The organism is Brevibacillus centrosporus, from assembly GCF_003710815.1.
Taxonomy (GTDB): Bacteria; Bacillota; Bacilli; order Brevibacillales; family Brevibacillaceae; genus Brevibacillus; species Brevibacillus centrosporus.
Genome location: NZ_RHHP01000023.1, coordinates 97,967 through 110,134, shown reverse-complemented (window position 1 = coordinate 110,134; position 12,168 = coordinate 97,967). Strand labels below are relative to the sequence as shown.

The window sequence follows — 12,168 nt, the reverse complement described above, 5'->3', positions numbered from 1 at the left end:
CACTCTTCCCTCCCTCAAAATCATTCCCCCTCATTATACCATGACTTGGCAATCTGTTAGCTGTTCCGTTATGGAACACTCCCTGTTCCAATCCGGTCCACTTGCTGCTCGAAAAAACACTGAAAACGCTGTCAAATCAAGGCCTAAGCAGTTGGTACGGGTATTGCTATTAAGAAAGCGTGTAAATACCTTACAAGAGATATGAGGAGGCGTTCGCATGATCTATGCTCAGCCCGGCCAAGCCGGTTCAAAGGTGACGTTCAAAAAACGCTACGAGAACTACATTGGAGGCAAGTGGGTACCGCCAGTGAAAGGGGAGTACTTTGAAAACGTAACGCCGGTCACTGGCAAAGCGTTTTGCGAGGTAGCTCGTTCCACGGCTGAAGATATCGAACTGGCACTGGATGCCGCACATGAGGCGAAAGCTGCATGGGGACGCACTTCTGTTGCACAACGCTCGAACATTCTGTTGAAGATCGCGGATCGGATGGAAGCAAACCTGGAGCTTTTGGCGACAGCCGAGACATGGGAAAACGGAAAGCCTGTGCGTGAAACACTCGCTGCCGACATCCCACTTGCAATCGACCACTTTCGCTACTTTGCCGGCGCTATTCGCGCTCAGGAAAGCACCCTCGGCGAAATCGACAACGATACAGTCGCTTATCATTTCCATGAGCCACTTGGCGTCGTCGGACAGATCATTCCGTGGAACTTCCCGCTGCTGATGGCTACTTGGAAGCTCGCTCCAGCTCTGGCAGCAGGAAACTGCGTCGTGTTGAAGCCAGCTGAACAAACACCTGCATCGATCATGGTACTGATGGAGCTGATCGGAGACCTGCTGCCTCCTGGCGTGGTCAACGTCGTGAACGGCTTTGGTCTCGAAGCCGGTAAACCATTGGCTTCCAGCAACCGCATTGCGAAAATCGCGTTTACAGGTGAAACGACTACAGGTCGTTTGATCATGCAATACGCTTCTCAAAATATTATTCCGGTTACACTTGAGCTGGGCGGAAAATCGCCAAACATCTTCTTCCCGGATGTATTTGCGAAAGACGATGCGTTCTTTAACAAAGCGATCGAAGGCTTTGTGATGTTTGCGCTCAACCAAGGCGAAGTGTGCACATGCCCATCTCGCGCTTTGATTCACGAGAGCATTTACGAGCCGTTTATGGAGCGTGCCTTGCAGCGCGTAGCGAGCATCAAGCAAGGCAACCCACTCGATACCGATACCATGATCGGTGCCCAGGCTTCTCTGGAGCAGGTAGAGAAGATCCTCTCCTATCTGGACATCGGTAAACAGGAAGGCGCAGATTGCCTCATTGGCGGCAGCCGCGCTCAGCTGGAAGGCGACCTGGCAGACGGCTATTACATTCAGCCGACTGTCTTTAAAGGACACAACAAAATGCGCATCTTCCAGGAAGAGATCTTTGGTCCAGTCGTTTCCGTGACGACCTTCAAAGATACCGAAGAAGCGCTCGCGATTGCCAACGACACCCTGTACGGCTTGGGCTCTGGCGTTTGGACCCGCGATGTAAACACGGCGTACCGCATGGGTCGTGAAATTCAGGCAGGCCGTGTATGGACCAACTGCTACCACGCCTATCCGGCTCACGCTGCATTTGGCGGCTACAAAATGTCCGGCATCGGCCGCGAGACTCACAAAATGATGCTCGGCCATTACCAACAAACCAAAAACCTGCTCGTCAGCTACAGCGATCAGGCTCTGGGCTTCTTTTGATCCATGAGCCAAGCGGAGAAAGTACTCGCTACCGACGCAGCCCTAGAGCTAATCGAACGGCTTCGCGCCAAACACGGCGATCTGATGTTTCACCAGTCAGGGGGCTGCTGCGATGGCAGCTCACCCATGTGCTACCCACTGGGCGAGTTCCTCATCGGTGAGCAGGATGTGCTGCTGGGTGAGATCGGCGGCTGCCCGTTCTATATGGGAAAAGCTCAGTACGAGTATTGGAAGCATACGCAGCTCATCATCGATGTGGTGAGCGGACGCGGCGGCATGTTCTCCCTCGAAGGACCGGAGGGTGTGCGATTCTTGACACGTTCTCGCGTATTTCCCGACTCGGAATAATTAGAAAACTTGGCTCCGCCAAGCTTTGCGGTGGAGCCTTAGTTGCACTTATACTGGCTAAGAATCTTATAAATTCTTACTGTATAAAAAACAAGACCGTACCCGCCTGAATGAAGGCTGGCACGGTCTTTTTCTGTTACCGCTGTCGTGTAGGTTTTTTGGCTCCTGCCGGCTTGCGCCCCATTGGTTTGGGACCTGTAGGTGGTTTTGCTCGCTTGCTGTCAGGGCGGCGTCCTGCTTGGCTAGAGCTGTTTTTCGAATGCGAGCGGTCTTGGCGAGTGCCAGGACTTTTGTGGTCTTGGCGAACGCCAGGACTTCTGTGGTCTTGGCGAACGCCAGGACTTTTGTGGTCTTGGCGAACGCCAGGACTTTTGTGGTCTTGGCGAGCCCCTGAACGACCCGGTTTGCCGCCAGCCCCAGTTCGCTCCACTCTCTCACTGCTCTTTGGCTTTCTATCGAAGCGGTCATCCTGGCGCTCGTTGCGCTCGTTGCGCTGCTGTTTCTGATCGAAACTACCCTGCCTGCGTTCACCGCTTTTCGGCTTGTGATCGAAGCTTCCTCGTTTCCGTTCCCCATTCTTTGGCTTGCGCTCAAAGCTTTCCTGGTTTCGTTCGCGTCCGCTGTCCCGTGTCGCTCGACCAGATGAGCTTTTCTGACTGGCAGAACCCTGTCCGCGTGCATGCTCTTGTCTGGACCCGCGCTTTTGTCCTTCACTACGCTGTTCGATAGCCCCTGGGGTTTCTCGGCCTTGCCTCTCCAGCTTCAAGCCAATCCCTTTTTCAATCATCTCCAAATACGGTCGATCCTTCGGTGTCACCAAAGTAAAGGCAATTCCCCGTTCCCCCGCTCGACCCGTACGGCCAATCCGATGGATATAGCTGTCCACGTCTTCCGGGATATCGTAGTTAAATACATGGGTGACACCTTCCACGTCCAGACCGCGGGCAGCCACATCTGTCGCAACGAGAAACTGTATACGAGACTCACGAAACCGCTTCATGACCGCTTCCCGCTTCGCTTGTGACAAATCTCCATGCAATTCGTCTGACATGTAGTCAAAGCCTTGCAAGGCCGCATTCAACGTGCTGGCTCGACGCTTTGTCCGACAGAAGATCACGGCGAGAAATGGCCGGTGTTCATCGATCAAGCTGCGCAGCGTGGATTGCTTTGCACGATCTGTCGTTTCCACTACGATTTGCTTGATATCATCCAGCGTGATACGTTTTCCTTGTACGCGAATATCCTCTGGCTGACGCATAAAACGGTTGGCCAGTGAGCGCACTTGGTCAGGCATCGTAGCAGAAAACAGCATGGTTTGACGATCCCATGGTGTCTTTCCAATGATCTCTTCTACTTCCGGCAAAAAGCCCATGTGCAGCATCTGATCAGCTTCATCGAGGACGAGTGTCGACACCGTCGATAAATCAATCGTTCCTCTGCGCATATGATCCAACAGACGCCCAGGTGTCGCTATGACGATCTGCTTTTTACCTGCGAGCTTTCTCATCTGTCGTTCGACGTCCTGTCCTCCGTAAACAGCTAGGACATAGATTTCATCAAGCTTTGCCGTCAGCTTCTGCACTTCTGCTGTAATCTGTAGAGCCAGCTCCCGCGTAGGCGTGAGGATCAACGCCTGCACGTGCGTTGCCTCCGGATCAGCCTGCTCCAGTATAGGCAGTACAAATGCCAGCGTTTTCCCAGTCCCAGTCTGTGCCTGCGAGATCACATCTCTGCCAGTTAGGGCGACAGGAATGGTTTTTTCCTGTATCGGGGTCGGTTCGGTAATGCCATTTTCTTTTAATGCCTCAAGGAGTTCCTTGCGTATTCCTAATGCCGTAAAGTCAGCCAGTGTAGCCATCTCCATTCTTGATTCCGATCGACTGTCTGCCTTATTTCGTGCACACAGCCATTCCGATAAAATAACGAACACCTTCTCGAGGCTTCTCAAACGTCACGCCTCGCTGGTAGTAAATCTCGACGTGGGAAAAACGGACAAACAGCGCTTCAAACTCCTCGGGCGTCAGCTGATGAACGTGAAACGGCTCGCTCGTCTGTTTGCCTCTTCCCCTGCCAAAAGGACTGGACAGCACCAGGATTCCGCCAGGCTTGAGCATGCGATACAAATTGTCCATAAACAACAGGTCGTCCGCGACATGCTCGATCGTTTCAAAGCTGAGTATCGTATCAAATTGTCCCAATTGCGCAGGTAGGCTAGGATCTAGGGCATCGCCCTTCTGGTACGTGATCTTTTGGTGGTTGTACTCGCGATTGGCGTAGAGAAGCGTCTCTTCATCGTTATCTACCGCGACCAGCTCCACCAGCTCGCGTTTCCTGTCCTTGGCGACCATATGCGCTCCATACCCTGTGCCGCACGCGATATCCAGCACTCGACCTTTGATATAAGGCGTGGCAAAGTAGTAACGGGCAATGTGCTCCAGCAGCATACCGTTCGTAGGCTTCATCAATTTGGGGATGATGCGCTCCCCTGTCCATTCTAGCAAAGCGATCACCGTTTTCCTGGTATTCTTCCTCCCATCTTACCTTATTTCAAGAGAGAGAGGAAACTTACGTGAAAATACACCCCGAAAAGCCATTTCCTACATGTTAAGAAAAATGTAAGAGTTTTCTATGCTGTTTTGTTCGAACTGCCCGGTAAGATAGAACTAGAAAGAGATACGAGGTGGGACTTATCATGACGAATTACAATGTCCTTGTCGTTGATGACGAAAGAGAAATCAGGGACGCGATCGAGATTTACCTCCAGAACGAATCCATCACGGTCTACAAGGCTGGGGACGGTTTGGAAGCTTTGGATGTCCTGACAGAACAGGATATTCACCTCATCATTCTGGACATCATGATGCCCAGAATGGACGGCATTACCGCCACCTTTAAAATCCGACAAGAGAAAAACATTCCCATCATCATGCTTTCCGCTAAATCAGAGGATACCGACAAAATACTGGGATTGAACGTCGGAGCGGATGATTACGTAACGAAACCGTTTCATCCTCTTGAGCTGGTGGCGCGTGTGAAATCGCAGCTTCGTCGCTACACCAATCTGGGCAACTACAAATCGGCAGAAGACGAGATTCAAGTGCGGGGGCTGACCCTGAACAAAACCACGAAAACCGTCACGGTAGACGACAATGACGTTCGGCTGACCGCAACGGAGTACAAAATTCTTGAGCTGCTGATGGAAAACAAAGGACGGGTTTTCTCCATCGAGGAGATCTACGAGCGCGTCTGGAGGGAACCTTATCTAAACGCTGAAAACACGGTAGCCGTCCACGTCCGACGTATTCGGGAGAAAATCGAAATCAACCCGAAGGAACCGAAATATTTAAAGGTGGTATGGGGAATTGGATACAAAATTGAAAAATAAGAGTTATTCGCTGCTGGCCACTCTCGCCTTGTTGGTGACAACGACGCTGTCTTTTCTGACGGTCGCCGATCTCTATGACAAACGCGAGTACCTGCAAGAGGATTACTATTTTGACAGCTACAACTTCTTCGATCAGCTGAATACCGAAGTGGATCTGATTCGGAGCGTTCATGTCGAGTTTGCCGGTTACGAGCAGAAAAAGCCGCTTGAGAAAATCGACGTGGATACACTAGAGCGAATCACTCATGAGCGCGACCAGTCCTTAAAAGATGACAAACAATCCATTGTTGATCACTACAATGCCTTAATTCAGGAGGCGCAGCAAGCAGGCAAAACAGAGGATGTCGCCAAGCTCACGACTGAAAGAGACAGTAAAATCTCTGAAAAATACAGAGAGATTCAGAGCGAATGGGATAAAAGAATCAGCCAGTTCGTGAAAGACAAGGATCAAGAATACGAAGAGCGCAAAAACAGCCTCGCCTTTCGCGACAGCTCTTTTAAATATTATGTAGTGGATGGAAAAAGAAACAAGGTCTACACCAATCTAGGATACGAGCCTTCCGATGCTGCCCTGCAGAGAGACGCTCTCTACTCCTTCCAGTTCCCGAAAAACTCGCACTCGAGAACAAACATGTTCGCTGATCTCAATCGCTCCTTTCAGTTGAATCAGTGGAAAGGCGTCATCTACGTTCCCAAATCGCCTGAAGGTTACAGCCAAATTCACGCAGATGCTACCTATTACAATTCAGTTCGAGAACGTCTCATGCTCGAATACGCCCTTCTGACGGCTACTCTCTTGATCAGCGGAGTATTGCTCTGGTACACCTACACCCGAAAAGCCGCGCAGCTGCCGGTTATCCAGAAGAGCTTGGCTTTCATGCGCCGGATCCCACTGGACATCCGAATCGTCCTGTTGTTTCCAATCATCCTGATTTACATGGCTGTAGCATTTGGTTCGACTTTCTTTTCGTTTCCGATCGGCTTCGAACAATTCTTTACCCTGACCGTCATGCTGCCTCTCACAGCCATCTTCCTGCTGTATATCGTAGAGGCCTGGATCATGTACAATGACGGCGAGCAATTGCGTCAGCAATGGAGCAGAAGCTTGCTTTCCCGCCAGCGCTCCCTGCTGAAAGAAAGCTACTCGAACCGCAGTGTTTTCTTCAAGGTAGCTTTGATCTTCACGCTGACTGTCGGTCTGGGAATGAGCATAGCTCTAGGCTTGTTCGCCATCGCCGACCGAGTGGAAGAGCTGCTGATTCTCGTATTCTTGTACGGCATGTTCTATGTACTTTGCGTCCTGCCCTACATTTTCCGCCGCATCGGGCTTATGAACAGACTCCTGCTCGGCGCTTCACAAATGGCTTCCGGTGATTTGAAGGCAACGATCGTAGAAAAGCCGCGTGGAAAGCTGGCAGACCTGGCACATTCCCTTAACAACATCAGACAGGGTCTACAGCACTCGGTAGAAAGCCAGATGAAAAGCGAAAGACTCAAATCAGAGCTGATCACCAACGTTTCTCATGATTTGAAAACACCGCTCACGTCGATCATCAACTATGTCGATTTGCTCAAACGGGATAACCTGACCCAGGATGACATCAAAAGCTATGTGGATGTCCTCGAGCGCAAAACCAACCGCTTGAAGGTGCTGATCGATGACCTGTTCGAGGCAGCAAAAACAGCGAGTGGTTCTGTGGAGCTGAACATCGAGCAAGTCAATGTCTCCGCTCTGCTCAATCAAGCCATCGCCGAATTCAGCGACAAGATCGACGAGTCTACACTGACTTTCCGGGTCAATATCGAGCAGCCCAAAATCATGGCACCCCTCGACGGCAAAAAGACTTGGCGGGTCTTTGAGAACCTGATCGGAAATGCCCTGAAATACTCCATGCCAAATACACGTGTGCATGTCCACTTGACGGAGACACAGAATGAAGTCGTTCTGACGATCAAAAACGTCTCCGCCTACGAAATTGATTTTGCGGCTGATGAATTGTTCGAACGCTTCAAACGGGCAGACCAATCACGCAATACGGAAGGCTCTGGCCTCGGTCTTGCAATCGCCAAAAGCATCGTCGAACTGCAGGGCGGCAAGCTCGCCATTGATATTGACGGCGATTATTTCAAAGTGATCGTTCTCTTCCGTCGCTAAATGTTCAAACTACAAAAAGGCCAATCACCTATCCTCAGTGATTGGCCTTTTTTACGTTTCCCAGCTTGAAAGCTACCCAGCAAAATCTCTTTCAAACAACTGCTGAATTTTCGCGGCAACATCCTGTTCGTCTGTACCGTCCACTTCAAACGTAATCTCATCTCCCGTCTTCACAGCAAGTGCCATGACACTGAGGATGCTCTTACCGTTTGCCTCTTTTCCGTTATACAGGATTTTGACCGTCGATTGATGCTGATTGAGCAGATGGACCAGAACGGATGCTGGGCGTGCATGGAGCCCCCCACTCACGGTTACTTCAACGGTGATCCGAATCATTGGCTCCCTCCCTTCGCCTGTCGACCTCAAAACATTTACGAACGACGCACACGACTCCATCCTCATCGTTTCCTAGCAGCTTAACCTCATGCCACTGCTTTATGACACTGGCTTGAAAAACTGAGGCAGGTAATCCTTGTGTGCCTCCAGCATTTCATCTAAAATCTGCTTGGCGATTGCATCAGAAGGTACCAACGGGTTGATGGTCATCGCGAGCAGAGCCTGGTGGTAGTCTCCTGTTACGGCCGCTTCAGCCGCGACTCTTTCGAACGATTTGATTTGCTGCACCAAACCGCGTACAGGCACAGGCAAATCCCCAACTGCCAGTGGAATCGGTCCTTCTTTTGTGATCACGCAGTTGACTTCCACCGCAGAATCGTCCGGAATACTTGCGATGGCACCGTTGTTTCGCACATTGACTGGCTGAATATCTCGCTTGTCATTGTAAATCGAGTGAATCAGATTGCATGCGGCCTCGCTGTAATAGGCTCCTCCCCGCTTTTCCAGCTGTGGCGGCTTGATGGACAAGTCCGGGTCTTTGTACAGCTCAAACAGCTCTTCCTCTACCTTTTTCACGACTTCCGCTCGCGTTCCTGACTTTTGCGACTCCTCCAGCTCATGCTCGAGCATCGTGCGGGTCTGGTAGTAATAGCGATGGTATGGGCAAGGCAAGATCCCAAGGGCCTTGATAAAATCTTTGTCCCAGCCCAGATCCAGTATATTTTTCATCGTGATGCCCGACTGATCACCGGAAAGCTTTTCGATGAGCTTTGCCGTCACATTTTCTCCGTCCAGGAACACACCCAGACCAAAAACCATGTGATTGAGCCCCGCAAAATCAATGTGCACGCGTGACTGATCGACGCCCAGGACAGAAGCCACGTCCATTTTCATTCCAATAGGAACATTGCACAGTCCGATGACCTTTTTTCGATTGGTATAGCGCAGCACCGCTTCGGTCACCATGCCCGCCGGATTGGTAAAGTTGATCAGCCAGGCATCGGGGCACAGCTCATCCATATCCCGACAAATGTCCATGATGACGGGAATCGTGCGCAGACCTTTGAACAATCCGCCCGGACCATTGGTTTCTTGTCCGATAACACCGTATTTCAGCGGAATTTTTTCGTCCTTTACCCGTGCATCCAGTAAACCGACGCGAATCTGCGTGGTGACGAAATCAGCGCCCTCCAAGGCTTTTCTCCGATCCAATGTCAGATTGATCTGGATCGGCACGCCTGCCTTTTCCACCATGCGCTTCGCCAAAGCACCCACGATTTGCAGCTTCTTTTCCCCAGCTGGAACGTCTACCAGCCACAATTCCCTCACAGGCAGCTCATCGTACCGTTTAATAAAGCCCTCCACCAGCTCCGGGGTATAGCTCGATCCCCCGCCGATGGTTACGATCTTGATTCCACTCACACTCCCGCCCCCTTGCTCTCGTGAATATGGCCGTACATCTCTACAAATTCACTGGCCAGATCCTTGATCGTCATGGCATTCATCACGTGGTCCTGCGCGTGAATCAACAGCATGCTAAGCTCTGTCTTTTCACCCGAGACCTCTTTCTGGATAAAGGCGGTTTGGTTTTGATGGGCTTTGCTGAGCTCCTCTCCTGCCTCGGCCAGGGCATTTTTTGCCCCAGCCATATCCTTGTTCTTTGCAAGCGCGATTGCTTCCATGGCGAGACTCCTCGCGTTGCCACCGTGCAAAATCAATTGGAAAATCATTTCTGTATGATCCACAGTCCATCTCCACCTATCCGATTTCGTTAAAGGTCACGAGCTGTACCCTCTTTTGCTTGATGTATTCCTTTACCTCTGGCGCGGTCAGGATCTGCAGTTCCCGAGTGCGCTGCCTTGCGTAGGAGCTGCCCGTAAGCAGCTCCTCATCCACATAGGCGGGGTGACTCATGATTTCTGCACTCGAGCTGCCTGATAAACCATCTATAATGCCAATCAACGACTCGACGCTCACATCATCTCCGTAAAAACGCGCCGAGAAGCTTTCTGTTGTGTGTACCTTTGGAGTGTGCTCTCCTCTCTCTGTCTCAAAAGCCCACGGGTAACGTACGGGAAGGCTGTGGCGCTCAGCCAGACGCAGAACGATTGGCAAAATAGCTTCGTGAGCATGAACATGGTGATGACTGTCGATGTGAGTAGGTCTTCGTCCCATGCGCAAAAACCGCTCCAGCTGCGCCGTAAACTCTCGCTCTACCTCTTCGGGCGACACATCTTCCAAATGAGCCTGGCCCCTGCGGAACTTGCCGCTGCTATCCGTAAGTGTCGGTACATCGGACTCCAGAGGCGCCCCGCACGTGAGAACCAGGTGAATACCCATGCCAAGCTTCGGATTTTCTGCTGCCAGTCGAAAAGCATGCTCTACACCAGGCATGTTCATCATCGTCGTGGCAGAAGTAACGATTCCTTCGACATGTGCCTCTACAATGCCTAGGTTGACGCCTTTTGAATACCCGAAATCGTCTGCATTCACAATCAGCTTCATAGCAGATCCTTTCCCCTTGCAAAATTACAGAGCAACTGTTTTATTTTCGGATTGCGACGCTTGCTCTTCTGCCAGCTTTTGTTTATCCCACAGCCTGAAGAACGGATAGTAGATTAATAAAGATACGACGAAGTTAACCAGCTGTAGTACTGCGCCGGATATTTTTCCGCCCGTCGCCAAGTAGCCACTGATGATCGGCGGTGTTGTCCACGGAACAGCGACTCCACTCGGCCTGGCCACCCATCCAAGCTCCATCGCTAAATAAGTGACGATGACCAGAGCAATCGGTGCCAAAATAAACGGGATAATCAGCAGCGGGTTCATGACGATCGGCATCCCGAAGGTCACAGGCTCGTTAATGTTGAAAAGTCCCGGACCGATGGACAGTCTGCCGATGTTCTTCATCTGCTCGCTTCGAGCTCGAAGGATCATGAGAACTACCAACGCGAGGGTCGCGCCTGAGCCTCCTGCGTAAATCCAGAGATCAAAAAATTGCTTCGTGATGACGTTTGGCAATTCGCCAGTCGGGTCTGCCTGGAACACAGCGCGATTTTGGTCCATCAGCGAGAGCCAGATCGGATCCATGACACCACCGACGATAGCCGCTCCGTGCAAGCCCAGCGACCACAGCACCTGCACCAGCAATACGGCAATGATTGCACCGAACATGCTGCTTCCCAGTGCGTTCAACGGACCGACCAAAAGATCCGAAACGATGTTGTGGATGCTTTGGAACGATGTATTTTCAATGAGGATGCGCAGCAGCCATACGACCAGAATGACGATAGAGGCGGGAATCAGCGCGACGAACGAGCGGGCTACTGCTGGCGGTACACCGTCCGGCATCGTGATGACGATTTTCTTTTGGATGATCTTGCGGTAAATTTCAGTGGACAACAGAGCGAGAATCATGGCGACGAACAAGCCTTTACTACCCATCAGTGCCACAGGAATGACACCGCCTACTTCTACTGCGGTACTCGCTCCTTCTGGGGTAAACATCGTGTTGTACGGTGTGGCAAGCAAGAAAGCCGCCACTGAGATTGCTCCTGCTGACAATGGGTCGACCTTATACTTTTCAGCCAGCCGGTAGGCGACGCCAAAGCCGACAATCAACGCCATGATGTCAAAGGTAGCGTTCACGGGGTACAGCAGCTTGGTCAGCCATTTGTCACCGAAAATACCTGCCATAAAATCGCCGTAGCCTGGGATCGGAATGAAGCCGATGATGAGGAAAAGAGACCCGATAATGAGCAAAGGCATAGTTAAAATGATGCCGTCACGAATCGCCTGCAAATGCTTTTGTTCCGCAATCCGACCAGCTATCGGCATGACGCGGTTCTCCAAAAAAGAAATAAATCCCGCCATACGCACCCCTCCTCTATTTTTTAAGACGAAGCGCAAACTCCAGCACATTATTCCCATTCAACGTGCCATAGTCAACCGTGCTGATGACATCCACAGGAATCCCTCTAGCCTCTCCCTCTTTTTTCATTTCCGTAAGCTTGTAGCGAACCTGAGGTCCCAAAAGGAGTACGTCGGCCTGATCAATATGTCTACTGACTTCGTCTGCAGATACCGCCCAGATTTTGGCTTCGAGCCCTTTGTCATTGGCTGCCTGCTCCATCTTCTTCACCAACAAACTGGTAGACATCCCTGCGTTGCAACACAGCAAAATATTCAAATCCCATTCCTCCCTTC

12 protein-coding genes are annotated in these 12,168 nt (G+C 51.2%); 4 read left to right on the top strand and 8 right to left on the bottom strand.

What is annotated here, in order from left to right; all coding sequences use genetic code 11:
- Positions 1-217: 217 nt before the first annotated feature.
- Positions 218-1,738, top strand: a complete 1,521-nt coding sequence (gene adh / locus EDM55_RS18450) for an aldehyde dehydrogenase (protein WP_122961015.1) — start codon at positions 218-220, stop codon at positions 1,736-1,738.
- Between the two features lie 3 nt (positions 1,739-1,741).
- On the top strand, positions 1,742-2,086 hold the full coding sequence (locus EDM55_RS18445) for a DUF779 domain-containing protein (RefSeq protein ID WP_092268432.1): 345 nt from the start codon (positions 1,742-1,744) through the stop codon (positions 2,084-2,086).
- A 136-nt stretch (positions 2,087-2,222) separates the two neighbouring features.
- Here EDM55_RS18445 and EDM55_RS18440 read toward each other — a convergent pair whose 3' ends face one another.
- Complete coding sequence (locus EDM55_RS18440) at positions 2,223-3,950, bottom strand: DEAD/DEAH box helicase (RefSeq protein WP_122961014.1); 1,728 nt, start codon at positions 3,948-3,950, stop codon at positions 2,223-2,225.
- A gap of 25 nt (positions 3,951-3,975) precedes the next feature.
- Positions 3,976-4,548 carry a class I SAM-dependent methyltransferase gene (locus EDM55_RS18435; RefSeq protein WP_122961075.1) on the bottom strand — a complete coding sequence of 191 codons (573 nt, stop codon included), beginning with the start codon at positions 4,546-4,548 and terminating at the stop codon, positions 3,976-3,978.
- Positions 4,549-4,778: 230 nt separating this feature from the next.
- Between EDM55_RS18435 and EDM55_RS18430 the strand changes: the two genes are divergently transcribed.
- Both EDM55_RS18430 and EDM55_RS18425 read left to right on the top strand, forming a co-directional pair.
- Positions 4,779-5,471, top strand: a complete 693-nt coding sequence (locus tag EDM55_RS18430; RefSeq protein WP_092268434.1) for a response regulator transcription factor — start codon at positions 4,779-4,781, stop codon at positions 5,469-5,471.
- Entirely contained in the window at positions 5,449-7,626 is a 2,178-nt protein-coding gene (locus EDM55_RS18425) for a sensor histidine kinase (RefSeq protein WP_122961013.1), read from the top strand. The genes EDM55_RS18430 and EDM55_RS18425 overlap by 23 nt, the downstream gene beginning before the upstream one ends.
- A 72-nt stretch (positions 7,627-7,698) precedes the next feature.
- Here the strand turns inward: EDM55_RS18425 and EDM55_RS18420 are convergent, their stop codons facing one another.
- The 6 genes from EDM55_RS18420 to EDM55_RS18395 all read right to left on the bottom strand — a co-directional run bounded on the left by EDM55_RS18420 (position 7,699) and on the right by EDM55_RS18395 (position 12,151).
- A complete protein-coding gene (locus EDM55_RS18420) occupies positions 7,699-7,962 on the bottom strand; it encodes an HPr family phosphocarrier protein (RefSeq protein ID WP_092268436.1) in 264 nt (87 codons plus the stop codon).
- A 99-nt stretch (positions 7,963-8,061) separates the two neighbouring features.
- Entirely contained in the window at positions 8,062-9,384 is a 1,323-nt protein-coding gene (locus tag EDM55_RS18415; protein WP_122961012.1) for a 6-phospho-beta-glucosidase, read from the bottom strand.
- The gene (locus tag EDM55_RS18410; RefSeq protein WP_218033687.1) at positions 9,381-9,692 is read right to left on the bottom strand and encodes a PTS sugar transporter subunit IIA; all 312 of its coding nucleotides are present in this window, start codon (positions 9,690-9,692) and stop codon (positions 9,381-9,383) included. Before EDM55_RS18410 ends, EDM55_RS18415 begins: the two co-directional genes overlap by 4 nt.
- A gap of 28 nt (positions 9,693-9,720) precedes the next feature.
- Positions 9,721-10,467, bottom strand: a complete 747-nt coding sequence (gene chbG / locus EDM55_RS18405; RefSeq protein ID WP_122961011.1) for a chitin disaccharide deacetylase — start codon at positions 10,465-10,467, stop codon at positions 9,721-9,723.
- A gap of 24 nt (positions 10,468-10,491) precedes the next feature.
- Positions 10,492-11,835, bottom strand: a complete 1,344-nt coding sequence (celB, locus tag EDM55_RS18400) for a PTS cellobiose transporter subunit IIC (protein WP_122961010.1) — start codon at positions 11,833-11,835, stop codon at positions 10,492-10,494.
- Between the two features lie 13 nt (positions 11,836-11,848).
- On the bottom strand, positions 11,849-12,151 hold the full coding sequence (locus EDM55_RS18395; protein ID WP_092268441.1) for a PTS sugar transporter subunit IIB: 303 nt from the start codon (positions 12,149-12,151) through the stop codon (positions 11,849-11,851).
- Between the last annotated feature and the right edge of the window lie 17 nt (positions 12,152-12,168).

Coding starts and splice junctions, on each gene's coding strand:
- adh (WP_122961015.1), top strand. CDS start 218: ATGATCTATGCTCAGCCCGGCCAAGCCGGTTCAAAGGTGACGTTCAAA.
- chbG (WP_122961011.1), bottom strand. CDS start 10,467: ATGAAGCTGATTGTGAATGCAGACGATTTCGGGTATTCAAAAGGCGTC.
- celB (WP_122961010.1), bottom strand. CDS start 11,835: ATGGCGGGATTTATTTCTTTTTTGGAGAACCGCGTCATGCCGATAGCT.
- EDM55_RS18420 (WP_092268436.1), bottom strand. CDS start 7,962: ATGATTCGGATCACCGTTGAAGTAACCGTGAGTGGGGGGCTCCATGCA.
- EDM55_RS18410 (WP_218033687.1), bottom strand. CDS start 9,692: ATGATTTTCCAATTGATTTTGCACGGTGGCAACGCGAGGAGTCTCGCC.
- EDM55_RS18430 (WP_092268434.1), top strand. CDS start 4,779: ATGACGAATTACAATGTCCTTGTCGTTGATGACGAAAGAGAAATCAGG.
- EDM55_RS18440 (WP_122961014.1), bottom strand. CDS start 3,950: ATGGAGATGGCTACACTGGCTGACTTTACGGCATTAGGAATACGCAAG.
- EDM55_RS18435 (WP_122961075.1), bottom strand. CDS start 4,548: ATGAAGCCTACGAACGGTATGCTGCTGGAGCACATTGCCCGTTACTAC.
- EDM55_RS18445 (WP_092268432.1), top strand. CDS start 1,742: ATGAGCCAAGCGGAGAAAGTACTCGCTACCGACGCAGCCCTAGAGCTA.